The organism is Pleomorphovibrio marinus, from assembly GCF_003347495.1.
GTDB lineage: Bacteria > Bacteroidota > Bacteroidia > Cytophagales > Cyclobacteriaceae > Pleomorphovibrio > Pleomorphovibrio marinus.
Genome location: NZ_QCXY01000010.1, coordinates 12,197 through 37,990, shown reverse-complemented (window position 1 = coordinate 37,990; position 25,794 = coordinate 12,197). Strand labels below are relative to the sequence as shown.

Annotated in this window: 29 protein-coding genes; 11 read left to right on the top strand and 18 right to left on the bottom strand. The window is 40.8% G+C overall.

Features of this window, described 5'->3' with window-relative positions; all coding sequences use genetic code 11:
• Window positions 1-192 precede the first annotated feature (192 nt).
• On the top strand, window positions 193-870 hold the full coding sequence (locus DB520_RS20450; RefSeq protein WP_114751639.1) for a class I SAM-dependent methyltransferase: 678 nt from the start codon (window positions 193-195) through the stop codon (window positions 868-870).
• Between the two features lie 4 nt (window positions 871-874).
• Here DB520_RS20450 and DB520_RS20445 read toward each other — a convergent pair whose 3' ends face one another.
• From DB520_RS20445 to DB520_RS20390, 12 genes are all read right to left on the bottom strand, one after another.
• Window positions 875-2,017: a DUF1972 domain-containing protein gene (locus DB520_RS20445; RefSeq protein WP_394340949.1), complete on the bottom strand. Its 1,143-nt coding sequence runs from the start codon at window positions 2,015-2,017 to the stop codon at window positions 875-877.
• Window positions 2,018-2,043: 26 nt separating this feature from the next.
• A complete protein-coding gene (locus tag DB520_RS20440; RefSeq protein ID WP_114751637.1) occupies window positions 2,044-3,195 on the bottom strand; it encodes a glycosyltransferase family 4 protein in 1,152 nt (383 codons plus the stop codon).
• Between the two features lie 7 nt (window positions 3,196-3,202).
• Window positions 3,203-3,961, bottom strand: coding sequence for a class I SAM-dependent methyltransferase (locus DB520_RS20435; RefSeq protein ID WP_114751636.1), 759 nt, complete (start codon window positions 3,959-3,961; stop codon window positions 3,203-3,205).
• On the bottom strand, window positions 3,962-4,666 hold the full coding sequence (locus DB520_RS20430) for an acyltransferase (protein ID WP_114751635.1): 705 nt from the start codon (window positions 4,664-4,666) through the stop codon (window positions 3,962-3,964).
• Window positions 4,659-5,783, bottom strand: coding sequence for a glycosyltransferase family 4 protein (locus DB520_RS20425; RefSeq protein WP_114751634.1), 1,125 nt, complete (start codon window positions 5,781-5,783; stop codon window positions 4,659-4,661). The genes DB520_RS20430 and DB520_RS20425 overlap by 8 nt, the downstream gene beginning before the upstream one ends.
• Window positions 5,776-7,095: an O-antigen ligase family protein gene (locus DB520_RS20420; RefSeq protein WP_114751826.1), complete on the bottom strand. Its 1,320-nt coding sequence runs from the start codon at window positions 7,093-7,095 to the stop codon at window positions 5,776-5,778. Before DB520_RS20420 ends, DB520_RS20425 begins: the two co-directional genes overlap by 8 nt.
• Window positions 7,096-7,170: 75 nt before the next feature.
• Entirely contained in the window at window positions 7,171-8,073 is a 903-nt protein-coding gene (locus tag DB520_RS20415) for a class I SAM-dependent methyltransferase (protein WP_114751633.1), read from the bottom strand.
• Between the two features lie 9 nt (window positions 8,074-8,082).
• Window positions 8,083-9,000: a glycosyltransferase family 2 protein gene (locus DB520_RS20410; RefSeq protein ID WP_114751632.1), complete on the bottom strand. Its 918-nt coding sequence runs from the start codon at window positions 8,998-9,000 to the stop codon at window positions 8,083-8,085.
• Window positions 9,001-9,065: 65 nt separating this feature from the next.
• Entirely contained in the window at window positions 9,066-10,385 is a 1,320-nt protein-coding gene (locus tag DB520_RS20405) for an oligosaccharide flippase family protein (protein ID WP_114751631.1), read from the bottom strand.
• On the bottom strand, window positions 10,385-11,461 hold the full coding sequence (locus tag DB520_RS20400) for a Wzz/FepE/Etk N-terminal domain-containing protein (RefSeq protein WP_114751630.1): 1,077 nt from the start codon (window positions 11,459-11,461) through the stop codon (window positions 10,385-10,387). Before DB520_RS20400 ends, DB520_RS20405 begins: the two co-directional genes overlap by 1 nt.
• 7 nt (window positions 11,462-11,468) lie before the next feature.
• On the bottom strand, window positions 11,469-14,090 hold the full coding sequence (locus tag DB520_RS20395) for an SLBB domain-containing protein (protein ID WP_232835075.1): 2,622 nt from the start codon (window positions 14,088-14,090) through the stop codon (window positions 11,469-11,471).
• Window positions 14,091-14,273: 183 nt separating this feature from the next.
• Window positions 14,274-14,828: a DinB family protein gene (locus DB520_RS20390; protein WP_114751629.1), complete on the bottom strand. Its 555-nt coding sequence runs from the start codon at window positions 14,826-14,828 to the stop codon at window positions 14,274-14,276.
• A 29-nt stretch (window positions 14,829-14,857) separates the two neighbouring features.
• On the opposite strand from DB520_RS20390, the gene DB520_RS20385 reads away from it, so the two are divergent.
• Complete coding sequence (locus DB520_RS20385; RefSeq protein ID WP_114751628.1) at window positions 14,858-15,310, top strand: DUF2867 domain-containing protein; 453 nt, start codon at window positions 14,858-14,860, stop codon at window positions 15,308-15,310.
• Window positions 15,311-15,504: 194 nt separating this feature from the next.
• Here DB520_RS20385 and DB520_RS20380 read toward each other — a convergent pair whose 3' ends face one another.
• The 3 genes from DB520_RS20380 to DB520_RS20370 all read right to left on the bottom strand — a co-directional run bounded on the left by DB520_RS20380 (window position 15,505) and on the right by DB520_RS20370 (window position 18,271).
• Window positions 15,505-15,825, bottom strand: a complete 321-nt coding sequence (locus DB520_RS20380) for a hypothetical protein (protein ID WP_114751627.1) — start codon at window positions 15,823-15,825, stop codon at window positions 15,505-15,507.
• 78 nt (window positions 15,826-15,903) lie between these two features.
• Window positions 15,904-16,164 (bottom strand): hypothetical protein, encoded by a 261-nt coding sequence (locus DB520_RS20375; protein ID WP_114751626.1) that lies wholly within the window; start codon window positions 16,162-16,164, stop codon window positions 15,904-15,906.
• 22 nt (window positions 16,165-16,186) lie between these two features.
• Window positions 16,187-18,271 carry an FAD-dependent oxidoreductase gene (locus tag DB520_RS20370; protein WP_114751625.1) on the bottom strand — a complete coding sequence of 695 codons (2,085 nt, stop codon included), beginning with the start codon at window positions 18,269-18,271 and terminating at the stop codon, window positions 16,187-16,189.
• Window positions 18,272-18,433: 162 nt separating this feature from the next.
• Here DB520_RS20370 and DB520_RS20365 point away from each other — a divergent pair, with 162 nt between their 5' ends.
• The 3 genes from DB520_RS20365 (at window position 18,434) to DB520_RS20355 (ending at window position 20,701) form a co-directional block, all read left to right on the top strand.
• Complete coding sequence (locus DB520_RS20365; protein ID WP_114751624.1) at window positions 18,434-19,219, top strand: helix-turn-helix domain-containing protein; 786 nt, start codon at window positions 18,434-18,436, stop codon at window positions 19,217-19,219.
• A gap of 72 nt (window positions 19,220-19,291) precedes the next feature.
• Entirely contained in the window at window positions 19,292-19,918 is a 627-nt protein-coding gene (locus DB520_RS20360) for an NAD(P)-dependent oxidoreductase (RefSeq protein WP_114751623.1), read from the top strand.
• A gap of 201 nt (window positions 19,919-20,119) precedes the next feature.
• Window positions 20,120-20,701 (top strand): outer membrane beta-barrel protein, encoded by a 582-nt coding sequence (locus DB520_RS20355; RefSeq protein WP_114751622.1) that lies wholly within the window; start codon window positions 20,120-20,122, stop codon window positions 20,699-20,701.
• A gap of 8 nt (window positions 20,702-20,709) precedes the next feature.
• Here DB520_RS20355 and DB520_RS20350 read toward each other — a convergent pair whose 3' ends face one another.
• A complete protein-coding gene (locus DB520_RS20350) occupies window positions 20,710-21,732 on the bottom strand; it encodes an AraC family transcriptional regulator (protein ID WP_114751621.1) in 1,023 nt (340 codons plus the stop codon).
• A 253-nt stretch (window positions 21,733-21,985) separates the two neighbouring features.
• On the opposite strand from DB520_RS20350, the gene DB520_RS20345 reads away from it, so the two are divergent.
• The 5 genes from DB520_RS20345 (at window position 21,986) to DB520_RS20330 (ending at window position 23,917) form a co-directional block, all read left to right on the top strand.
• Window positions 21,986-22,420 carry a hypothetical protein gene (locus tag DB520_RS20345; RefSeq protein ID WP_198675402.1) on the top strand — a complete coding sequence of 145 codons (435 nt, stop codon included), beginning with the start codon at window positions 21,986-21,988 and terminating at the stop codon, window positions 22,418-22,420.
• Between the two features lie 241 nt (window positions 22,421-22,661).
• Window positions 22,662-22,832 (top strand): SRPBCC family protein, encoded by a 171-nt coding sequence (locus DB520_RS20340; RefSeq protein ID WP_114751620.1) that lies wholly within the window; start codon window positions 22,662-22,664, stop codon window positions 22,830-22,832.
• Between the two features lie 2 nt (window positions 22,833-22,834).
• Entirely contained in the window at window positions 22,835-23,053 is a 219-nt protein-coding gene (locus DB520_RS26800; RefSeq protein WP_157972176.1) for a hypothetical protein, read from the top strand.
• Between the two features lie 194 nt (window positions 23,054-23,247).
• Entirely contained in the window at window positions 23,248-23,502 is a 255-nt protein-coding gene (locus tag DB520_RS20335; RefSeq protein ID WP_114751619.1) for a DUF6364 family protein, read from the top strand.
• Entirely contained in the window at window positions 23,492-23,917 is a 426-nt protein-coding gene (locus tag DB520_RS20330; protein ID WP_114751618.1) for a type II toxin-antitoxin system VapC family toxin, read from the top strand. Before DB520_RS20335 ends, DB520_RS20330 begins: the two co-directional genes overlap by 11 nt.
• A 321-nt stretch (window positions 23,918-24,238) precedes the next feature.
• On the opposite strand, the gene DB520_RS20325 is transcribed toward DB520_RS20330, so the two are convergent.
• Entirely contained in the window at window positions 24,239-24,673 is a 435-nt protein-coding gene (locus tag DB520_RS20325) for a type II toxin-antitoxin system VapC family toxin (RefSeq protein WP_114751617.1), read from the bottom strand.
• Window positions 24,651-24,902 carry a DUF6364 family protein gene (locus tag DB520_RS20320; RefSeq protein ID WP_114751616.1) on the bottom strand — a complete coding sequence of 84 codons (252 nt, stop codon included), beginning with the start codon at window positions 24,900-24,902 and terminating at the stop codon, window positions 24,651-24,653. Before DB520_RS20320 ends, DB520_RS20325 begins: the two co-directional genes overlap by 23 nt.
• Before the next feature lie 237 nt (window positions 24,903-25,139).
• Here DB520_RS20320 and DB520_RS20315 point away from each other — a divergent pair, with 237 nt between their 5' ends.
• On the top strand, window positions 25,140-25,757 hold the full coding sequence (locus DB520_RS20315; protein WP_114751615.1) for a TetR/AcrR family transcriptional regulator: 618 nt from the start codon (window positions 25,140-25,142) through the stop codon (window positions 25,755-25,757).
• Window positions 25,758-25,794 lie beyond the last annotated feature (37 nt).

Genomic DNA, 25,794 nt, shown 5'->3' with positions numbered 1-25,794 from the left:
TCCCTTTTAACTACTGTCTGATTGTTAAAAAGGGGCGAATCTTTAATAATTATCACCAATAGTTTGTTAATAAATGGAAAGTGCTCAAATTTGCCATAAAATTAGAAAATTTATTCAACCAACTATCAATTACCTCTAATTAAAAAAGAGGCAAGAATTGGTAGCTTGACCATTGTTAGCTCTAAACATTGAATGAAGCGTAAATTAAAAAAACTTTTTGCACCTTCCGACCAGCCAAGTTCTTTGGGGAATAGGTTCCGGGAAAAGAGGTTTAAGTTTTTCGAGGATTATTTTTTGAAAACCTTTAAAAAAAGGAGTGTGATTAAGGTCTTGGACGTTGGGGGGACAGAGGCTTTTTGGAAGGATAAAAAGATTTTCAAAAACAGGGAGGTACATATTACCCTCCTCAATTTGTCAGCAGAAAAAGTAAGTAGGCCCAATATCAAAAGCTTAAAAGGGGATGCCACCGATCTTTCCATTTTTGGGAACAAAAGTTTTGACTTGGTATTCTCAAACTCGGTGATAGAACATCTCCATAATTTTGAGAATCAGAAAAAAATGGCAAAGGAAATACTCCGGGTGGGGAAGCATTATTACGTGCAGTCTCCCAACAAATATTTTTTTATGGAGCCTCACTATGCACTCCCTTTGTTCCAATTTGTGCCAATCCCTATTCGCAGGTTCGTACTAACTAAAACCAAACTTAGTAGAATGCAAAAGTGGGAGCCTGCGTTTGCTGAAGCTTACCTCACGGAAATTAGGCTGTTGTCCTACAGTGAGATGAAGCAGCTGTTCCCCGAGGCAAATATTTATTACGAGAAGTTCTTAGGCATGAACAAGTCCTTTGTGTTTCATAACCTAAATGATTGAGGTTTTATCCAACCCCAATTTCTACAAGTTTCTTTTCTTTGATCTTTCTTTTACACAGCTTCTTGAAAAGCCGTTCATACTCGTCAGTTACAAAGTCCCAGTCATATTTTTGTACCAAACCTTCGTGGGAGCTTTCCCGCAGTGATTTCATTTTTTCGGGTACTAGTTCGCTAGATTCCACAATTTGCTTAACAGATTGGGTGTTTTTTTCGAAGTACCAGCCATATTCCCCATCTTGGAGCATCTCTTTGTTGAAACGTGTGTTTAAAGCTAATATGGCACACCCATACCCAAGAGCCTTCAGCATAGCAGGATTGGTGCCCCCATATTCGTGCCCGTGAAAATAGGCGAAACAGTTATGATACAGGGAGGCAAGCTCCTCCGGATCCCTTACATAACCTGTAAAAACAAGTCGTTCATCAGGGATACTTTTCATTTGCTGTGCGAATCGGTCATGGTATGGGACATCACCTACGATTACCAGCTTGCGTTTTGAGTTTGATTTTACAAATCCATCCACAATCAAGTCGGCATTGTTGTCGGGAATCAGCCTGCCAACAATAAGATAGTAGGAATCTTTTTCAAGGTTCCATTTTTCGATAAGAGTACTGTCGGAACTTCCCCTTTGATTAGCACCATAGGCAATCATTTTGGAAGGGGCGTCAAATTCCTCCAAATAGATTTTTTGCATCTCATCGGAGTCCGTAATAAGCTGATCGTAAAGTTTGGTGGCTAATCGAGAAGCAAACCTGTAATACCTTGCTCCGAGTCCCTTCCACTTCGGCCTGAGCCATTCCAGTCCATCTACGTTAATGGCTGAGGGCTTCCCAAACAATTTAGGCAGAACTCCAAAGGGGCCATTTGCACTGTTTACCACAAATATCACGTCGGCCTTGGAAAAGCAAGCATGGACCATGGACAAAAAGGAATTGGTAAGTTGGCTCAATGACTTGGTCTCCACACATGGAATATAAACTAACTTAATGCCATTAACTTGTTTAGGCTTGTGTTTAAACAATGGTGCGTGGCAATAAACAGTGATTTCTACCCCTCTTTCCGCCAGTCTTTCTCCCATTTCTTTCACGAAGGTTTCGTACCCCCCATACACGTAAGGATAGCCCCTGGTACCTATTATTGCTACCCTCATTGGTTTGCTGCTTTTCGACATGAAGTTCAATTATATTGCTCCTTTTCAAAAACCCCGTTCAGGTTTTTTTTGAAGGAAGTTAATGAAAAATGATTTAATACCCTATTTTTTGCTTTTTCCCCAAGTTCATTTCTAAGTGCCTTATTCTCAATCAGCTTTGCGATTTGGGAGGCGGCCGTTTTTGGGTCATCCCAGGGAATTAACATCCCTGCTTTTCCCTCATCCAACATCTCCACGGCTCCTCCATGCTGGGTTGCTACTACTGGCTTGCCGGATGCCATTGCTTCCAACACCACAGTGGGAAAAGGATCTGGAAGAACTGAAGGCAATACGAAAATGTCAATAGTAGCTAGAACCCTAGGGATATCATCCCGAAAACCTAGATCGATTACCCTATCCTCTAACTGATATGATTTTATTTTCCCCTTAATCACTTCGTATAAATATTCTTCACCAGGAAACGTATCCCCCGCTAAAATAAAAAGCAAATCTAAGAAATTTTTGTTTAAATATTCCGCGATTTTTAGAAAGTATGTTTGTCCTTTCCAGGGGTTTACCCTTCCGATCATTCCAATTACACAAGTATTTGGTGAAATATTAAGTCCATCACGAAGGGAGATAACAGGTTCGGTGTAGTTTTCATAGTCTATTCCGTTATATATCCTTACTAATTTGTTGTTGTTCACGGAGGTTGCCCAGTTATCATAAACAGCCTGAGAAACTACTATTACTTTATCGGAATATCTATTTACCATCTTTCCCATAAAATTTTTAAACCAACTAGGGCTTGTAATTATTTCATGAAGGTGCCAAATATGCCTCAGGTTCTTCTTTTTTGCCACCCAAGCACCTATCCAGACTGCCGCAGTATTGCTGTAAAGAGTGTCAATTTGTTCAGCCTCAATCCATTGATTAATGGAATAATTGGCCTTTCTCATTACCTGAAACCTATTGAAAACTCCCGGTAAGGTAAAGTACTTTCTTCTGATCACCCCTAATCTCACTACTTTTACAGGAATTTGGAGCTTTCTTAGAGCCTCGCTTAATGGGCCTTCTTCAGATAGGCAAACATATATTTTATGCCCCTGCTCTTTCAGAGACCGGGCACTTATCAAGAAAATCCTACTAGCACCATAAAGGTCCGAGGATCCGTGAAGCATCAGGATTTTTTTAGGCATGATGTTTTTAATATTCTCTCCTCAAAAGGTAGGAAGCACCTAAAAAGCCCCCGTGGTCAGTAAATACTATATGAACGGAAGAGCTGTACTTGGTTATTAATTTGAACATGTCCTTTGGGTCATAATTGTTCATTTGCATGATCGGTTCGATTTCCAGAGACCTGTTTTTCAATATGGAATAGACTGTGTTGTATAAGATGTTTTTGGACCTAAAATAATAATGCAAATATTTAAATTTCGGAAGGGCATTGCCATAGGTGATATGTAGTTGGATTATCCCCCCTACTTTGACTCTATCCAATAATTGCTTTATTAGTGAAAACCCTATATTCTTTTCTATATGTTGAAGGACTATATAGGAATTGATGAAATCAAATTGCCCAACTTCTGGAAGCATCTTGCCGTCAAATAGGATGTATTCGATGTTCTCCGCCGCAAGTTCTTTGGCATGAAGCCTGGCCTTTTCTAATATGTCAGGAGAAATATCGATCCCAACTACACTTCCTGATGTTATTTTCGAAAATGGAATTGTTAACCTCCCCAAGCCACAACCAAAATCCAATATGGATGCTTCCGAAAGATCCGCATTGTGGTATTGAGAGATTCTTTTCAGGGTTTCCTCCGTATATTCTTTTCCTGTGTGGAAGAAATCCTCAATACCTTTGTCGGTAAGGTTATTCATCCTGTACTTTTCATCGGATAGCACGCCGTAATAGGGGTCTTTTTTACCGAAGGTTTTCCAAGTGTTTATGGTTTTATTGCTCATTTATTTCCTGCTCTTAATCAATTTTGCCGGATTTCCACCCACGATGCTGTAAGGAGGCACATCTTTGGTCACTATGCTACCCGCAGCAATGATTGAACCCCTACCAATGGTAACTCCGGCCAATATTACCGAATGAGAAGCAATCCAGCAGTCATTTTCGATTTTTACAAAGGACCGATTTACCCCTTGTTCAATCATGGGTATTTCGCTGTCCGAAAACACATGATTTTCTGAATAGATACTGACCCTTGGGGACATCATGACATTGTCACCGATTTCGATATAGCCCGAACACCCAATATAAGCATATGGTCCAATACTGCTGTTATTTCCAACTTTTAAACCCATGCCTGCCTCCCCACCATATAAATTAGTGGGCCGTATGATGGCATAGCTCCCCACCGTGACCTTGTCCCCAAAGATCAACCCCCTCTGGGAAAGGCCGTTGATCTCGCAATGGTCCTGGGCAATAAAATTCCGCCCCACATGGATATATTGAGCTTGGCGAATAGTAACCCCACTTCCTATTAAAAATAAACCTTTTACGGTACCCATGCGCCATCTTACTCCTACACCACGTGCCCACCAGCAGCACATTCTGATCAGCACCCCAAATGTGGAATAACTATCCCAATGGGGACCAAAGCGGTCATTGAAGTCTTTTCCGGTAATTTTGCTGATCCAAGTACCAAGAAAATTACTCATGTGTTATGTCTTTCAACTTTTGGTCCAAAGATAGAAAAAACTTTTCCATGGAAAATGCCTTAATTCGGATGTTGCCCATCTCTACTAATTTGCACCTTAGGTCTGCATCCATGGCTAGTTCCCGCATAGCGAAGGACAAGGCCTCCGGAGTGTTTTCTTCAATTACCAAAGCTGCTTCGCCTGCGACTTCCATCAGTGCCCCTTGTCTGGAGACAATCACGGGAATTCCAAATGCAAACGACTCCAACACTGGCAATCCAAAGCCTTCATTTAGGGAAGGGAACACATAAGCCAGGGCGTTTCCATAATAGGCACAAAGTTCCTCCTTAGCGATATGCCCTTTGAAAATAACCTTATCTTCCAAGTGAAAATGACGGACAAGGGATTCCAGGGCTGAGGAATCATCTAGGCTTTCCCTTGGTCCTTTTTGCCCAATAAGCACCAATTTTATTTCCGAAAAGCGGTGATCCTGAAGTAGGATGGAAAAAGCTTCAATCAGCATGCCTAAGTTTTTTCGCTTTTCCAGGACTCCTACATGAAGAAAGTAGCTGCCATTTTTAAGCTCTGGTGAGAAAGGTTTATCCTGCTTAAGCCCAGAAGCAGGATAAACCACGTGAATAGGTATATGCTGGAAAGGAGGCAGTTGTTCTAGCCGTGATCTTGAAAATTTGGTAATGGTTATGATTTCCCCCCTATGTTGTAGCCCTTTTTCCAAAAAGAAAAGGTAATATTTAAGCCATAGTTTTTGGTAATGGTCGGGGCTGTCCCAAAAAAAGGTGTCGTGTACCACAGAGACCTTCTTGCCCCTTCCCCATAAAGGGCTAAGGATGTCTGGACTAAAGAGGATATCAGATTGCCACCAATAAGAAAGTGTAGGAAGCACCACTTGTTTCCTCCAGAAATACAGGCCCTGAAATAGCAGGTTTTTCCATGGTTTGGTTTTGCCCCTGAAAAAATCACTTTTTAATACCTTCCTGTAATCTGGTGAAATGATATATTCACAAGTAGGATTGGAATGGCGCTGGATTTGCTCACAAATAGTCAGCATATAGGTTTTAATACCTGTCTGAGCCACGTATAAATAAAAAACGTCAATAAGTACCTTGGGCTTAGGCATAACCTGTTTTGATTCGGTTGTATTCACTCATGGCATAGCCAACCATCCACCACGAGATCCAACTTACATATGCATACATTTCTGCATTAGCAGTGAAAAGTGGTAGGAGTAACCCAGTTTTTACTGCTGCTGCGGTAAAGGATATTCTTGCGGTCATCAAGTTATCAGTGTTCCTGAATACGCTTATGGCATAGGAAATAGAGTATCCTAAAAGCAGGATATAGACAATCATCCCCAAAAAGCCCATTTGAACCCCATATATGAGAAACTGATTTTCCCCGCCTATCCTAACATCATCAGTGACACTTCCCACGTTGCCACTCATCGCAAGACCTGCACCTAGGGGGTTGGCTATCATTGAATCCAATGCAATGAGCCATTCCACCAAATGCCCAACACTGGAGGCATTTTCAAAAGTAATGGTGTCCACTACAAAATAGTAGAAATCATCAGATGCAAAAATAAACACGTATACGATGAAGGCCAAGGCCATGGCAAAGCCAAAGAAGATCAGTTTGTATAATCGGAAAACCACCGCAATGAAGAAAATCATTACGAAGAAAGCGGCAAAAGCCGCCCGAGAGGAAGCAAAGAACAAACTTGCCAAGGAGCAGAACATGACGAGGAGGTAAATTGAGCTATCTTCTCTTTTACTGCTTAAATACCAGATAAGCCCTGCTGCAAAACCCAAAAGAACAGAACTTGCCATTTCTAGGGGATCAGAAAAAAAAGAGGCAAATCGTTTAGTAATAGCCTGGGTTTCAAAGGTCCAAGAAAGCCCAAAATTCCCTGAAGGAGCTGTATCGTAAATCGCTTGGTTGAAAAGGGCATAACCGGTATAACTTTGGAAATGGGTATCCAGCGTGCTTTCCAGCAGGTTGACTAGGAAAGCAGCAACTGCAATCACGAAAATTACCTTAAAGAAATTACTTATTTCCTGGTCGGTGAAACGAGTATTTCTGCCAAGAAAGTATACTATGGCAGGGATAAGCATGTTTTTGAAATAAAAGGCCTTATTTACAAATGAACTTTCGCCTATTGGGAGAAACATAAACAGCAAGGCCAAGCCGATAAAAAAAAGGAAAAGACGATCGACAATATTCAGCCGTAAAGGGTATTCGAAAATGTTTTTGTGAAAAAGCAAAAAAAGCACGAATCCCAATATTACCATTAAGTCCTTGGCTAATTGGAAAAAGGCAACCAGAATTGGGGAATAGGTTGTCTGATAGGTTAGACTAAGAACAGTTATGTGAAAGGGGAGGTAGGCAAGAAGGAAATAGACAACATACTCCCATTTACCTTTAAAGACCATCGCTTTTAGGGTGACGAACACTAGGGGAACAAAACCCAGAATGGCAAATAAAAAAAGGCTATTACCTATCAACGCTTACTCAGGCTTTTGACAAATTAACGTTACCGTGAATCGAATAGGGCACCTACCTTTGACTTTTATTGCTCTAAAAAACTTCAATAATAGTTCACTTTTCTCAATTGCAATAATTCCATTTGGTTTTATTCGGTTATTCTTGAATAGACTGTATTTGTATTTGGGAATGGGGAGTACAGTTTGGAAATTCCCAAACCCTGTCCTGGTAAGTACCTCCACCATTTCATGGTAGGTGGATTCGTTTAAATGACCACCCATTGCCCTGGTTTTTCCCGAACTTGAATTGTCCAGGATCCTTGTGACGTCCATAGGGCCAAAGAGCCTGTTTGGCATCACGAGGATGAATTTACCTCCGGGTAATAAACTCTCGTACACGGATGTAAGGTGATCTTTTAAATCCAGGGGGGCAAGATGCTCTATGACATTATCTGAGAATGCCACTTCAAACTTTTCCTCTGTCCTAAAATGGATAATTCCTGATGCTATGAAATTTATTTTTGGATGAGACCTTAGATTGTCAGGAATAAAAACATCCACTCCTGTCAATTTTTTGTAAGTCAGGTTTTTGTGAATGTTCATGAGAAAAAATCCTTCTCCACACCCAAAATCAATGATTGATTTGCCCCTAAGCTCTTTTTCAAAAAGGGTGACCTGGGGATCTTTACTGGCGATCCTGCTCTCAAGCGAGGTATCTTCCTTTGCCGTCCTACCATAAAACTGAAGCAAATTGGAGTAAAACTCATCATAAAGCCTTTCTCTTTCTTTTGGTTTTTTTTCTTTGATTAAAAGTTTGTGGTAATGGTTTTCTAAGTGGAATGCTTCTCGTAATACTGCTTCAGAAAGCCCTATTTCTTTGGAATAGGCTTTTATATCAGGAAAAGTGGAGCTTTTGGACATACTCATTTTTTGATTTTATTTTTCAAACAGACCATCATATTGCCCTTTTAAAATTGCTTTCACTTTTTTAAACCTTCCATTTAGACCTAAATAAAGAATAAAAGAAGCATTTTTGGCAGTCTGATAGATCAAACTTAACACAAAGGAAAGTGGATTTGAGTGATTCCTGATTAAATACAGGTGATTTCTTGTTCTGTAATAATGAATTATAGGAGGAATGATGCCTTCCTTCGTTTTTTCAGATTTTTTGGATGAGGCACTTGCCACATGGAAAATCTTTGATTTTGGGACAAACCTCAGTTTGAAACCGGATTTTCTCATCCGAAAGGACCATTCCACATCTTCATAATAGGCAAAGAATTTATCTTCCAACCCTCCTAATTTCTCGATAACAGAGGATCTGACCAAAATGGCGCAACCGGTAATCCAGGGCGTATCCTTTTCATTTTCATATTGGCCGATGTCCTTTTGGCCTATACCAACCGACCAGGTCATTTCAAACCAACGAAAGTAACCACCACCGGCGTTCCAAATCATGTTTCTTTCCTTTTCGTACATGATTTTTGGCTGAGCAGCACCATAGTCCATGTTATTTTCCAGAAAACCAACAAGAGGGTCTAAGAATTCAGGTTCAACAACGGTGTCGTTATTGAGCAAAAGGATATAATCAAAGGACTCTTTCATTGCCGCCCTTATCCCCAAGTTGTTGCCACCTGTAAAGCCTTGATTGGTTTTGCTTTCGATCAGTTTAATTTCGGGAAATTTCAATTTTAGGGCCTGACCTGAATCGTCATCGGACCCATTATCTACTAGAATGACTTTGAAATTGGGATAGGAGATTTTCCTGAGGGATGCCAAGCATGCCTCACTCAATTTATATCTATTCCAATTGATTATTATGATTGCAACTGAAGGGGAAGTTGAAATTTCCATCTAAAAATTAGACAATATTGATTAAAGGACAAGTTTTTTGCTGTAGCTAATTGGAGACAGGAGAATTAGGCCTCACTCTCAATGAGATTGCCTTTTAACTTCCAAAAAGTGCTTATTTCCAATTTGTTTTTCATGAAATTTATGAAGGTGCAAATCAATAAAACTGCTATTTCCGTAGAAAGTAGACCGAAACAAAGACCCATTCCTCCATAGATATGGGTAAGCACCCAACAGGCCGGAACCATATAAAGTGCCATTAGCCAAGAGGACCTGAACATGAGGTTTTTCTGCCCCTTGACAAGAATAATCATGACGTTTGGAATATTCAAGCAGGCGAAAAATGGGATAAATGCCAATATGCGCATGTATTGGACAGACTCCTCAAAAGTGCTTCTGGCCAACAAATGGATAATATAGGGTGCCAATGCAAACACCGTCATAGAGCCAATGATACCCAGAACCAAGGTCCATCGGTATACCCTCCTTAAAAACCGATAAAACCTGGGTTTGTCCGACTGGAATAACCTTGAAGTATTGGGAAAAATAGCCTGAATTATCAAGGATGGAATGAGCCTCAGTACCATGGAAATCCTTTCGGCCAAGCTGAACATACCTAAGGTTTCCGCAGCTGCGAAAAAACTTAAAATGATCAATCCACCATTGGTTGAAATATGGGAGGCCAAGTTGGAAAGGAAAAACTGAAAGTTATCTAGAAGCGATTTCCATATCTGCCCTATTTTCGGATATTGAAAGAAGATTTTAAGTGAAATGTGGATATATACCAAAAGCAGAATATTGATAGCAAGGCCTGTGCTGCCTAGCAGAAAATTCACCCACTTGGCTTGATCCGGACGGTGGATAAACAATACTAATCCCAATAAATAAAGCAGTTTGCTGAAGACATTGGAAATAGATACCAGCTTCATCTTTTCCATTCCCTGGAAAAACCAGAGTGGCAAGGTGGCTTCTGAAAATAGCAAAAGCAAGGAATACACCAATATCAACTGGTATTCCTGAAACAAACCGAACCCAAATACACCTATAATTATGAGGATCGCCGCTAGCAGTGCCATGCTGAATTTGCCCGAAATTACCCTTGAAAAAACAAAGGACAAGGCTTTCTTGTCACGATGAAGAAGCGCTACTTCTCTCGGAGCACTGAGGTTATAGCCAAAACCCACAAGGATGTTGGCCAGGATAATAATGGAAAGAGCCAGATTGACCAACCCAAACTGGTCAACACCTAAAGAGGTTACCAGGAGAGGCATGGATATTAGTGAAATCAGGACGTTTGAAGCCTGTATTATTATCAAAAAAATGAAATTTTGTATGGATTTGTGCCGAATTAGGTGAAAAAGTGGGAATTGGTTGATCTTAGCCCACATTAGGATTTGGGGAAATTTCTCCTGTATAGGGTACTAGCATAAACATAGAATAAAGCCAATATAAAAAACAAGGCTCCTCCTGCGGCTATCCCTGTTTTGAGTTTAATTTTATGTTCCTCAAGTGGAAACCTGGGGCTGTCTATAATTTGGATAAGAGGAGTGTTGTTTCTATGGTTTATTTTGGAAATTTCCAGGTTTTTTACCACCTCCTGATATACTGCACCTGCGGCTTGTACATCCACTTGACGGCTTTTAGACTCTACAGTTCCCTGTTGTAAGAGTGGGTTTGGATTGGGGATACGGTCTTGAAACCTGGCGAGTCCCTCCAAGCTTTCATCCAAAACCCTTCTTACACTATCCGCTTGGGACTGCAAAATTTTCAGGTTTTCCGCCGTTTTTTTTGTTTTGGTTTCTTTGTAGAATTGGTTGACTTTTTCCACCAGGGTCTCATTGAATACCTTGGAAAAGGTTTCGTCCTTAGAGGTTATGCTTATTTTTAGGATGTTTAGCTTTCTGTCCGGCTTTTCCACTCCAAGGTTCTCTTTTCGGATCTCTTTCACAATTTCTCGGATCACACTGTCTTGCTTCACCGAGAAGGAATCCCTTGTGAGGGTAAAGTCCATAGTCGCTAAGTCCACCTTATTTTTCCACTTTTTCTTCAAGTTGTTAAAAGCAATGTACCTGTCAATAAGCAATTCTTCCTGTGCTTCTTGTCCCATTGGAGAAAGCAAGGTAGAGGAAATCATGCGCTGTGACCGGTAAAGTTCCATAATGTTGTCGCCAGTAAACAAGCCACTTTCTGACCCCAAAGAAGGAAGGTTCAAGCCTATCATAGAGGCAAGTCCGGAAAGGTTGCTTAAACCTCCCATGTCTGACTCCTCTAGCACAAAGGTGGTCTCAGCCACATACTTTGGCTTTTTAAGGAGGGAGGCCAGTATTCCCAGTACTATTCCAACTATGGTGAGAAGAAGGATGAGTCGCTTTTTATCCCAGAACACGACTCCCCATCCCTTTAGTCTGAGAATTAATTCCCGGAAGGTGATTTTATCGTCAACTATATGCGGTTGTGTTGGCATGTCTGAATCAATTCAAAATTTGGGTCATTAGTAAGGCAATGGTGGCTAACCCTGTAGTTAGTCCCACGAGTTCACCGGGTCTTATAGGGATCCTTGGCCCTTTAGTGGGTACGATGATTTCTGCACCAGGCTCTACTTTAGGATATACATTGAAGAGCAAAAAGTTTTTGGTTCTGGCTACTTCACCATTGGCATATACCACGTAGGTACGTCTTCTTTTCGCTCGGTTGTCAAATCCCCCGGCCCTATTGATGTAATAAGACATGGACCTGAAGTTTTCGTGACGTACAGTTGTGGGGTAGATTACATCCCCTCTCAGCCTTACGGTCTGTAGTTGCCTTGGAATACTGATAATATCCCCTTCTTCCAGAATGAGGTCAAATCTGGATCCTGGGTGATTTAGTATAGTTTCCAAGTCAATGGCGATAGCCTCTGTTTCCTTAATTTTCACGGGCGATATTCCCACCCTACTTTCGGCAATATCCCCCAGCAGTCCTTCCCGAGCTTCAATAATAGCTTCTTCGGCGTCCCTGCTTAACTCGTCCTCTCTCTCCACCATGGCCTTTGCCAGTCTAGCCAAGAGCAAGGCTTGGGACTCTGTGGGGTCTCCGAAATCTAGATTTAACCGATCGATTAGGTTTTTAAGGTTTCTTTGTTTCTGGATTTTTTCGGAATCTGCCTGATAAAATTCGGTTCTTCGTATCAATGTGGCTCCCTTGGAATAAGCAAACTCTGTAGTACCTCCAGATCTTCGGATGATGTCGGAAATCCTTTCCTCAGCATGCCTAATAGAGAAAACGCCGGGGGATTTTACCTGTCCTTCTATCTGAACTGTCTTTTCCAAGGTGAAGTTAGTTTTTCTTCTCACAGCCACGTTATCAAATGGCTGCAACCTTACCGGATTGGGGTTAAGGGAAAGATCTTGGGCCACACTCACGGGTATAATTTCGGAATAATCCCTAGCATTATTGGCCGAGGATCTTCTGGCAATTTCTATATCTGTTCTGGATGCTGCTTCTTTTAGCCCTCCTGCTTGCATGATCAAATCCTCCACGGTCATTTCCTGAGCATAAGGATATATCCCGGGTTCTCTCACTTCCCCGGCAATTTTCACATAGAAATCTTCGCTAAGGTCATATATGGATGGCACTCTGATTATGTCTTCCGCCTGCAATACAATGTCAGGTTGATTTCCCTGCATAATGGCACTAAGGTCGTATTGCTTCATTTCTGGACTAAGGTCCTTTTTGGTGCGTAGGATGGTTACCCTTTTGGTGAATGCCTCACCTCTCAATCCTTCGGCTCTTTCGATGAGTTGGGTAAGGGTCATTCCTTCACTTAGAGAATAATTCCCTTCCCTAAATACTGCCCCTTTTATTTGTACGCGGTTGGTGTAACGGTCCAGGACTTTTCCTACTTCATAGCTGTCCCCTCCCTTTACCATGAAGAAACTAAATTGATCTTTAAAAACATCCGACACAGCTCGTTCCTTATCTGTGACCCTTGCGACACTTACCCTCTCCCGAAATGCCTCATCCGTAAACCCCCCAGCATATTTCAACACATCAGCTAGGGTTTCCTCGGCCTTAACCTCAAAAATCATGGGGCGTTTCACCTCTCCTTTAAAGCTAACCCTCCCTTCAAAAGGCTCTACTAGAATTATATCTTGGTCTTGAAGTTGCTTTTCCATGTTTGCGCGACCATTCATAAGAAAATCGTAAACATCAATCCTGGCGATCTCCTTGTTGTTTCTGATAAGCTTCACGTTTCGCATGGTTCCATCCTCATTGGGCCCCCCCGCTGCATACAGCGCATTAAACGCTGTACTGAAGGCACTGAGGGTAAAAGTGCCAGGTAGGCGGACTTCACCTACTAAATGTACTTGTATGGTCCGAATATTACCCAAACTCAATTGAAGAAATGTATTTGGATTGCTTCCCGTTAGGCCAGTATAGAACCTGGAAAGCCTGGCTTTTAACATCTCGGCAGCCTCGTTGATGGTAAGCCCTGATACAGTGATAGGGCCGATATTGTCTAGGAGTACATTTCCTTCTGGAGTGACAAAGACCTCAAAGTATTTCTCGGATTGACCGTAGACGTCAATATATAGCATATCCCCGGGTCCGATCACGTAATTTCTGGGTGTGGCCATGTTAAGGTTGGGTTCAAAGGTTAACCGTCGGTTTTTACTGTAAAACATGCTCATGCCAAAATACTTGTCGGTATCGTCTTTGTTCATTTCCCCCTGTTCTGGGTCTATCATCCCCCGGGTGATTTCATTGACATCAAATTGCCTTCTTGGTTTTCTTTTGGAGGGTTTATCCGCACTTCCTGAAGAGCCAATTTCTAAGTCCATTCCTTGCAGTCTTTCTCTCAGTTTGTCAATTTCTTCCTGAGGCACCCCCCGAACCTGAGCCATCTGAATAAGCTCCCCTTCGGAGAGCCCGGCTTCCTCGGCCCTTCTTACCAGCGTCCTAAGTTGCTCGTCGGAAAGCTCATCCACGTTGATGGAAGATAGGTCTTGGATGGACTGACCATAGCCGCTGAGGCTAATACATATAGTCAATACCAAAAAAATAACATGCCCCCAATGGCATGCCTGATTTTTCTTAATCATAGTGTTGATCATCTATCATGAGTTTTTGGTGTTGTCGGACAAAGCTTCGCCACCTCACTCCCAGGCAGCAGGTACCCAAAAAGTGCGTTTAGATAGGGAAGGTTGCCCAAAACGACCGTAAAGATAGTTATTACATTCATTTTAAAAGGAAAAGAATTCTATTTAATCCATTCTGGCATCAGACCCTTTTGTAGCTTATTGAAATTCCACATAGTTTGGTGGAGGGATGTCATTTAGCCTTAGATAGACTAGCAATTGTCCCCTATGGTGGGACACATGGTCTGCAAGCAATAACAAAAACTGTCTCCGTGTCCTGGAAAAACCCCCATAGTTGCCCTTCTCAGAAAGTCTAGCATCCTCAAAATCTATTATCAACTGGCTAGCATTATCAAACTCCTTCTCCATCACCTTTAGGATGGAGGACTTATCCATCCCATCCACCTTGTAGGCATCCTGACGAAAAGGAGTTTCCAAACCTGCAAATCTACTATGGGCATGCCATTCGATTACCAGTGCTATATGCATTAATTGTTCTCCAAATCCCATCATTTCAACGGTGGGTTTAAAGCCGTATTTTTCTTCAGGCATGGCCTCTGCCACTGCCAGCATGTAGGCTTTTGATTGTTCCCACCTTTCCAGAAAATCCGCTAACCAAGGATCATTCTGAGCACTCGTAGTAGAGACTAGGAGTATAAAAAACAGTACACAGCTAAACCCCTTCTTCATATAAGTGATATATTTGTTCCGCATAAAGTTAGAAATATTGTAAAGAGCCCGCTATGCCGAGTACAAAAATAAGTAGCCATAAGGTTTATTTGAAAAAGCAAAGAGAAGAATTGTGGCAGGAACTACTTAGCTTGGGCGGGGAAAATGGATGGCTTGGGTCAGATTACCTTTGGGTCATCAGGGGCTGGATAGACAAAAGGGCAGGGGGCATGGGATACCAACAATCCAAAAGGAATACCAACAATATGATAAAAGGGGAAAGGGTGGATTTTTGGCTCGTTTCAGAAGTTGACCATCAAAGTCACTTTTTAAAATTGAAGGCATTGATGAAATTACCCGGAAGGGCTTTCTTGGAATGGTCCATTCAAAAGGATGACAAAGGCGAGTTTTTGTTGCAAAGGAGCATTTTTTACCCCAAGAATGGTTGGGGAGCCACTTATTGGTACTTAGTATTGCCTCTTCACAGACTGGTTTTTAGGCATATGGCAAAAAAATTGGCGAGGTGAACTACTTTTTTTTAAACAGTTTAAGCACTATATAATCCCCTGATTTACGAAAACCCACAAACATCCATCAACCTTAATCAAGTTCCGATCTCCTTGAGAAAGGGATAAAAGAATTTATGGGAAATACCTGTTCTTTACAATTGAGTCCATTTTTTCCGTTAGCGTAATATACAGTGGGTTCCTAAAAAATCAGATCAGTTTTCTTTCCAGACTATTTTCTGTGACTTTCTTAAAGGATCGTATTCCCCATTCAAATGACTAATAGCCTGGTCTAACCTGTCCATTTCTTCAAAAATCACAGAAAGCATTTCCATCTTTTCTTCATTGCTGAATTCCAAAGAGTGGATAACATTCCTTATGTTCAAAACATTGGCAATAGGCTTCCGAATGACTTGGGATATGTCAAAAATCATTTTTTCCAATGCTTTCAAATGATTTCTCTTTTCAGAATTATCTTGGATTACCCCAATCCAAACAACGTCATTTTTATTTCTTTTTTCTGCATTAGCTTTCATCCAATGCCATTTTTCTATATCTCCAGAAACTCGAACTTTGTATTCGGCCTCGATGGGTTGAAAGGATCCGTAGGAATTTTATAAAAGTTCGTATACATAATCCCTGTCTTCCACGTAAATATAACTAAGCATTGTTTTTGGATTTTCTTTTAGCTTTTCTGGACAAATTCCGGGAATGAGTTTCTGAATACCCTCACTTATAAAAATTAATTTCAGCTTTCCTTCCTTACAAAAAGCCATCTTGAAAATTTCACCAGGCACTAGGTCATTTAGCCTTTTTATTTCAAAGGCATTATGTTCGATATCTAAGCCCAGAATTTTGGGTTTTCCTTTTGGCAATATAGCCCCTGTTTCGTAGAATTTATGGTTGTAAAAACTCGAACTTTACGGCATCAGCTATCACATATTGGTCCATTTCCCCTTTTATGGTCAAGGCCCGCTGATAACCTTCCTCAAATTTGTAGGTTCCTAGCTCTTTCCATTGTCCTCCATTTTCTTGCTGATTTACCTCAAGTTGTGACTCACCATTAGCATGGTGAATGGTAACAGGCACCTTTGATTCATATTCCATAGAAGAGGGATACCATATGTATACTTTGTAAGATCCCGGTTTGAAAAAATAGGGACTGTAAAAAAATTCCCCTTGTTGACCTTTTGGGTTATACCGGAAGTTCATTTCAAAGCGGCCAGTGTGGACGGTTTCCTCCTCATGCCAATCTCCGGTGAAAAAGGTGAAGCCTTTCATATTGTTGTCTATAATTATTTCATTTTCAGAGCCCCAAATTCCATAGGGATTGTCTTTTAAGGACAACACCTGGTTGTTGTATTTTAATTTTTTCCGTAACTCGTATATGTCAATGTGTTGGACAGCCCTGCCCGATTGAACAGCCATAGCGGCAGCTACACCTGCTGATTCCCCCATAAGCATATATTGCGGTTCCATTCGTATGGAAGCAATGGCTAAAGCACTTCCTGACACACAAACTGGGACAATTAAATTAGTGCATTCTTCAAACTTAGGAACCAAAGATCTATAAGGGATCTCATATTGTGCAACGGGGATAGAAAGGTAACCTTCGTTATAGGTTTCATACTTCATGTCAGGGAATCTGCTAATTTCTATATAGCTCCTTTGCATTTCACGGACATCGATATTGTAGGACCCCATTCCAATGGCGTCATACTTCACGGTATCGGTCATCAGGTCATGCTGTGTCATAAAATATTCCCCTTTCATCCGGCGCGCCACACGCACGTACAATTGATGAGGGAAATTTTGATTATTAACATATTCGTCTTTACACAAACCAAACTTTTCCATGGATTCACGGACATGATCTGGAACTTCGGGGTCAGTGGCAAGGAACCAAGCCAATCCCAAGGTATAGTCCTTATGCCATTGCCATATGCTGTCACGCTTGGCATAATCAGCCTCAGGATATTCCCAACTGGAACCGTCTAAAAGATTGGTAGAGATACCCACAGAGGAGTTGATGTCCGATTTGCCATTTGGGAGTGTTGGCCAAAACCCAATTAGGGGTCCCGCATTGGGATTAGCGCGATAATACCTGCGCGCGAGCTCGTAGGTATTAGGATCATAGTTTTCTGGTTTAGCCCAGGCCAACATGTTTTCTGGATTATCGGTGGCAATCAACCGAAAACAATAGGATTGAATGCCTTGATCCCCTTCCCCTATGCTCACCATTGGCCTATGATGCACCAAGGGTAACAGTTCTTTTTCCCTATCGTTGTTAAACGGGCTGATTCGGCCAGTGATCTGGTGGCTGGTAAAGGTAACGGGTTGTCTTCCCGCCCATGATTCATTATATTCTTTTACTCCTTCCCGGCCTAGAGTATATCCCACCTTTGCCTTTGCCATCAAATCACCCTCGTATCCTGCATCGATAAATACCTTGCCATATATTTCCGTTCCATCAGTTGTTATCATCTTCGAAATTACCCCATCCGATTTTTCAACTATTTCTACCCGCTTACCATAGAATACTTCTACATTATTCTCAGCCAACCAATCCTTAAAGATTTTCTCGCCAATATGGGGTTCTGGCCCTCTCCAGTAGAATACATGTGTATCGTAGTACTCTGCCACCTTTTTATAAAACTCCACTGCAAGTCCTCCAATAACCGTCCTGTCCCCATAATCCGTATGGGATAAGCCCCCAGTAACCATGCCCCCTATATTATAGCCTGGTTCAATAATGGCAACCGACATACCCTCTTTTGCAGCTGCTACTGCTGCTGTTACCCCACTAGCGGTACCCCCATAGACCACCACATCAGTTGAAATTTGTCCAAATACGCTTCCTGAATAAAATTGAAAAACCAAAAGTAAAAAACAGTAAATCAGTCGTGCTATCCTGATGTTTTTTAAGGGTAAAACATTGAAATCAGAGTTTTTTTCACTTAAGATTTTTGTAATGGGACCCATGAATTTTTTATTTACAGACGGATATCAATTTCGAAACAAGATATTCAAAAAAAAAGTAATCGGCCTAACCCATCATCGTCAAAAAAATAATTATCGTCATCCAAAAGAGAATTTGTGCGTTACTTACGGTAAATTAGAATTGCTTTGAAAAATCCTTGAGTAATGAAAATTCAACATCTTGGGCCGGACAGTGAACTTTCTCCCTTTGTCAAAAATATTATGACTTTTGAAAGCAAGGAAGATTTCAGTAAAACCAATCTGCCTTTTTTTGCGGATGGTTTTCCAGGCATTATGTATCACAGGACTCCTAATGGGTTAATAGTAAATCCCCACAAAAAATTAATGCCGGAGCTGTTTATTTATGGGCAAACCATAGCTCCCATAGAAATCGAAATTTTTGGATCTTATCGCATCATTGTATTCCAACTTTTCCCTTTTACTCTTAAAAGCATTTTCGGAATTGATCCAAGGTCAATTAACGACAATTGCTTTGACCTGCTGCATGAAGGAGGGGAAAACTGGAAAATATTTCTGGGACAACTTTCTTCCAGTAACTCTATCTTAAATGATGTGGGTAGTATTTCTGAAGGGTTAACTGCAATGATACATGCAAAAAAGGCAAACTTTGACCCCACAATCCTGAAAGCGATAAAAGGCATCATGCATGCCAATGGCCTGCTTAATTTGGCGAATTTGGCCAAGGAATTGCAACTGGCAAAAAGAACTCTGGAAAGAAGATTTTTAGCTTCGACAGGTTTGCTACCTAAGCAGTTTGCAATGATTATTCAATTCCAAAACTCCCTTTCCCAAATCACCCAAAAAGAATATGATATTTTAACAGATGTAGTGTATCAAAACGGCTATGCCGATCAATCCCACTTCATACGGGTATTCAAATCCTTTACCGGAAAAACACCGAAAAGTTTCAACCAAAAACCGGATAGCTAGGGTGTTTCTTTGACGATTTTGTTCTATTTTCTCAACGCTCCAAGGACAATATTTGCATAAAAATATTCAATTATGCAAGTTCTAATCTTTGGAGCCTCGGGTTCGCTTGGCTCCCACATCGTAAACCAAGCCTTGGAAAAAGGGTATTCGGTAAAAGCTTTTACCCGTGACGTTATCAAGCTGAATAAAAATGAGCATCCAAGATTGACAGTTTTTGAAGGGGATGTCTACCAACTTACTGATGTCGAAAATTCGATGTATGGCGTAGATGCCGTTTTTTGTGCCCTTGGGGACGGAGCCAAAGGGAAGGTCAGGGCGATGGGCACATTGAACATTATTAGGGGAATGGAAAAGGCGGGGATAAAGCGGTTGATCTGCCAGACTACCTTGGGAATAGGGGAGAGCTGGCACAACCTAAATTTCTTTTGGAAACATGTAATGTTCGGATTCTTACTGAGGAAAGTTTTTCAAGACCATCAGGGGCAAGAACAATATATTCAGGCAAGTGACCTTGATTATACCATTGTCAGACCTAGTGCCTTTACGAATGAAAATTCTGTCAAAAAAATGAAAATCGGTTTCGACTCCAATGTCAAAAATTTGAGACTAAAAATACCCAGGGCAGAAATAGCTGTATTTATGCTTAAGCAATTGGATTCCAAGGATTTTATCCGAAAAACTGTTAGTATATCCGAGTAATGGGACAGAAGTAGGTTGCTTGAAAAAATACTGAAAGTCTATATTGAAAAATGACAAAGGATTTTCGGTGGTTGATTTTGAAGTTTTAAAATTAAGAGAGACTTTCTAAATTGGTTAGCAATCCCCCTATTCCAGAAAAGGGAACAATTAGCTCAAAAATATTGATTTTCTATTTGTAATATTTATTTTACAATAAAAAACATGAAAAACCTTTTGTATGTACTAATGTTTTTTGGGTTAACAAATTTATTAAATGCCCAGCAAACTGATTTTGGAGTTCGGGTAGGGTCAAGCTTTACTAACTTTGATGGAATTGATAGGGGCGGATCTTCATTTGGGGTTTGGTTTCACGGTGGGGCTTTTGTATCAATAGGCATAAGTAACAATGTAGTATTCGAACCAGCCCTATTATTTGCTCGAAAAGGTGCGATAAACACTGGCTTAACCAGTAAGTGGAGTGCTAGGAATGATTATTTGGATATCCCTCTGGTTTTAAAAGGAAATGTATCAGAGGTCTTATTTGTTTTTTTTGGCATACAGCCCTCTTTATTAATAAAACCTGTCGCGATCATTGATGACGGTAGTAACAGAATCACTGTTGGTGGTGATGAAATCCGCGACCTTTACAAAGAATTTGATTTTGCAGGTATAATTGGTTTGGGATTTAATCTTCCCTTAGGGTTGAGTACTCAGGTTAGTTATGAACACGGTTTTACATCTATTTTTGAAAATGGTGAGATTTTTAACAGAGGAATTAAATTATCTTTAAGCAAGCTATTTTAAAAATCACGCTACTCCCCATCAACCACCTTGGCTCTCCAGGAGGCTGGTGGCTCACCGGTATGCCGTTTAAAAGCACGGCTAAAAGCCTCCTCTGACTCATAACCGACTTGTAGGGAAACTTGTTGGATTGCTTGCCCCGGCTGAAGCAGGAGCTGCTTGGCCAGTTGTATGCGCCATCCAGTCAGATATTTGATGGGAGGCTCCCCAACAATGTCGGTAAAACGCTTAGTCAACCCGGAACGTGAGGCACCTACCTCCTTAGCCAGTTCAGAAACACTCCATTTGTGATGGGGCCTGGCATGCAAGAGCCTCAAAGCTTTGCCTATTTCCCTGTCTTTGATAGCAGTCAGCCAGCCTCGGCTTTCCGTAGGCAATTGATGGATATACCGCTTCAAGACTTCCAAGAATAGTATTTCTGCGAGCCTCACAGTCATGGCCATACTTCCCGAACCGGTACCGGAAGCCTCATTCTCCATGTATTTTAACGTACTGTCCAACCAATCTCCAGCCTCCCTTAACATCATATTGGACAAAGTAGGTTGTTGCTTATCCGTAATAGACTCCCACAAACAGCTGTCTGCGGGGGAAATGACCAGTACTTCAGGCAATGCTCCGATCAGAGGGTTAAAACGTTGGTCACATTGCAAATAACCACAGATCAACCTTGCCTTTTCACCATGGTTTCCAAATTGGAGTTTGGGAACTCCCACTCCTTCTGAAAATGGGAGTAGTGAGGAGACAGGAACCGGGGTGAGGTTCCGGTCACTGCACATGACGTGTTCAGGGCTATGCGGGAATATGACCAAGCTCCCACCATCTATCCTAAAAGGCTCTTGGTTTTCAGGAACCATCCAACACTTCCCTTCAACCAAGATGTGAAAAAGTGTGATGCATTCGGCTCTGGTATTCATTAGCTTTCCTAATTGACTGGCAGAGGGGGTAGAAACCGACCATGGAGAAGTACACTCAGTGGTAAAAAAAAGCCCACCAGTCAACCTTACCACCTTCAAAACTTCTGACAATACATCCATAATCAGCCTCTTTGACTTCTAACTACGTAATGAATTTACCAATATTGAGCCCAATGACAAAATTTGGCTTTTCTGTCAAATACCATGGATGCTCGGTCATATCTTAATCCAGGATTCACCTTTACCTTTGTTTTGAGAAGTTAATACTCATTGAACCATACCATTTGGAAATCCTTGGAGACATAAAACTTCACCAAAATAATCTCCGGAGTTCAGTGCCGGTAGAATCATTTTCACCAAAAAAGGGATAATTATGAATTCGAAAAAGCAAATCAAACGGATAGGAATCGTAATAAGGGATGACCGCTATGATAAAATATTAACCCCTCTGGTCATGGCCATGGGAATGGCAGAAAAAGGGGTTAAAGTGGATTTGCTGTTTGTAAATTGGGCAGTCCGGGCGCTTACACCTGAAGGAGTAAAGTCACTCCAGATAGAGGGGCGGCATGCCAGTGAAGAGCCTTGGCTCAAAGAGCGGATTGCAAAACAAAATTTCCCAGTGGAAATCCATGATTATTTCAAATTGCTTAAGGCCACAGGAAGAGTAACCCTAAATGGTTGTTACATCTCTGCAAACGCATTTGACGTGAGCCAAGAAAAACTGCTAGCTGAGGCGGACGCATTGGTAGACACCGTTTCGTTTATGGAAAATATGATCAATGAGGCGGACCATTGTCAATACTTCTAGAAAAAAGTATATAAGGGTTTTACCAATATCCAATCTAGAAAAAATATGAATATAATATCTAAATTTAAAGGACAAGGAGTATCCATAGGTTATGCTTCTTGGCCCCATTAACGGGTCGATACGTCACAGAATAAGCCAATACAATCTAAAATCATAAATCCCAAACAATAAATTTCCCATTTTGCAGACTTAGCCAAAAACCCTATTGTAACCAATGATATGAAGATAAAAACTAAAAATAATGAAGATTGAAAATTCCATACATATTGCGGCTCCGCCAGAAAGGGAATATGCATTTTTTGGAAATATGGCAGTTAATTACTTAAAATGGCATCCGGATCACCTAATGTTTAAATGGATTAAAGGAAAAGGCCTATCAGAAGGCAATAAAGCGTACTTGATAGCCGACTAGATTTGCCTTCCACTCCTCCCTATATACTTCCGCCCTTGTGGTGGGCAAATAAGCCGGGATCAATTCTCTTTATGCCTGTGGGGGATGCCGCAGAAGAATGTCTGGGTATTTTGGCATTCATGGTACGTCATGGTGTGATGGTGGTTGATCATGAAACAGGAGCGCCGGCCGGAAATCTGGAGCCCTTTGTCCAAACAGGATTGCTGGGTACAGGTGGTTAAATCAAGATTTAACTGCTAAATTCTAAAATCAAATGATTTTTATCCGGGGGAGAATTTAATACTTTCAATATTCCAACTAATATCCCTTTTTTAAATGAAAAGTATCATTTTAAGAGGTTCAATAATGTTATTTCTAATTAATAACCATTATGTGGTATATACGTAAATAACTATACCACAAAAACTAATGTATCATGTCCTCTACTATTGAAAAAATCACCTTGTCCCTTGATAGGCCCCTTTTGGAAAAGATGGCCAAAAGGGCTAAAAAGAATATGTCCCAGTATGTCCGAGATCTTGTGGAGCGGGAGGCAGTCAAAAATCAGGGAGAAATGGAAATTTCAAAAGACATTTTGGAATTGAAGGGATTTTTGAAACGGAATGAACTTTCTAGTAAAGAACGTGTAAGAAACCGAGCCAAAGAAAAGATCCGAAATTATGACCATTGAGCGTATCTTCATAGATACCAATGTGTTTGATGAGCTCTTTTTTGATGGGCCGGCTGCAATGGATATCGCCTTTATCTTTGAACATCTAAAAAGAAGAACCCTGGTAGGTTACACCTCTCCGAAAACCCTAATGGATATCTATTATTTGATACATGCCGAAAAAGGATGGAAAGAGGCCAATAGGCGGGTTAGGCAGATCTATGCCTTGGTGGAAATCAGTCCGCAAAGTCAAAAAGAAGTGAGGGAGGCATTGGCACTTAATTGGTCAGATTTTGAAGACGCCATGCAAATGGCCTCTGCCTTGAGTCAGGGGGTGGATAAAATCATCACGCTGGACCGGAAATTTCAAAATAAAGACAAGTCCTTTATCTGGGCACCTGCTGATTTTAAAAGCTATAGGATTGATAAAGGTTGAACAAACTCAACTTTAAAAAATAAGAGTTAAATGTAGCTATTTGAGTACAAATAAAAATTCGAGACCACGAGTTTCAATCACGCTTTTTGCTACTTATACATAAATGATTACTAATTTATTCGTGAAGATTCGTGCATTCGTGGCAATTCTATATCAGCTCTCCTATAAATTTTCCCCTTTAACTGAAATTTGTGACCTTGCTTTAATTATTTGTATCCAATGCCTACTATTTATTCGATTATCACATGGTAAAAGGGCTTAACTCCGCTCAAATTCCGACCATCAATTTTCCAAACCTTCCACAATTCGGTATGGTAAGTTTTATCTGAGTGACGAAAGGAATTCTTCAGGAGTCGAAACAGGCAAGATTTTAAGAGCATTTTTGTAGTCTTGGGTATTTCTGGTGATAAAATAGTCCACACCCTGGTGCAGGGCGGTAAAATAGTGCAAAGCATCTTCTTTATCGTTGAATGATGATGCCAATGCTTGCTGCATTTGGTTTTTCCCGCCACATATCACCTGGCAAACTGAAATAAAATCCATCAATCGCTCTTGTGCATCAGGCAATTTATAGATGTCAAAAGATAGGTAGGTTAAGTTGGCAAGACTGCACTCGCCTATCACTAAGGCAATTTTGTCTTGTGCAACGAGTTCAATCAATTTTACAGCGGTCTCAAAAAATGGCTTTCTCTTGGAAATGATATCAAAGGCTACATCGGTATCCAGGTAAACCTCAGGCAAACTTCCTTTTAACATGCTCTTTAATTAAGGTTTTGTCCTCTAGCTGGTTGATGCCGTCGTATTTTTCAAGCCTATTCATCAGCCTTTCAGCCGCTCTTTGAGGTTCCGTTTTAATCTCATTAGGTTCTTCACCTTCAAAGATTTCCTCAAACATTCGAGATAGGGAAATGCCTTTAGAGTTGGCTTTTCTTTTTGCAGCATCAATTACTGTTTTTTTTACCGTTAAGGTTAGTTTAGTTTTCATTATATACGTGTTTTGATAAATATACGTGTTTTTTGTAGTTATTGTTATCCTTTAATCTTTCTTCATATAATAAAAATGGAGACAAATAAGCCCATTCAGTCTTCGCCAACTCATCATTCAGGCAAGGCTGACTCAATCGGAAATTCCATAATTCAAATCTTTTTCAAAAAAAATTGCTGATTCAATTGATTTTATGAACACTGTTCATTATGTTTGTATTGTTCATTAATAAGTTTTATGGGAACTGCTGAGAGAAAAGCAAAAGAAAAAGAGGAATTGAAGGCACTGATATTGGGTGCTGCCAAGAAGCTTTTTGCTGAGAAGGGAATCGAAGAGACGACCATACGGAGTATTGCCAAAGAAATAGAATATAGCGTTGGGACGGTATATGTCTATTACAAGGACAAAACTGAAATCCTGCATGATCTCCATCAACAAGGTTTTGCCCAGCTGGGAGGGGAATTTCGGGCCTTATTTCATGTATCAGATCCCATGGAGAGACTTAAGGCGCTGGGAAGAATATACATGCGGTTTGCCCTTGAAAACACCCAAATGTATGACCTGATGTTCAATATGAAAGCCCCAATGGACTTTATAAAGGCAAATGAAGAGCATCATTGGAAGGAAGGAAATGCAACATTCGACGCTCTAAGAAAAACTGTCCAGGAATGTATGGATCATGGTTATTTTAAGGGTCATCAGTTAGAGCCGCTTTCCTTTGCCATCTGGGGAAGTGTACACGGTATGTGCTCTCTGTATATACGGGATCGCGTTAAAGCAGCTACAGGACAGGAACCAGATCCATTGATGAATGAGGCTTATGAAGACCTGATGTTGATGTTCAGTAAAAAATAAATTTTTTTGGCTTTTTAATGAACAATGTTCATAAATA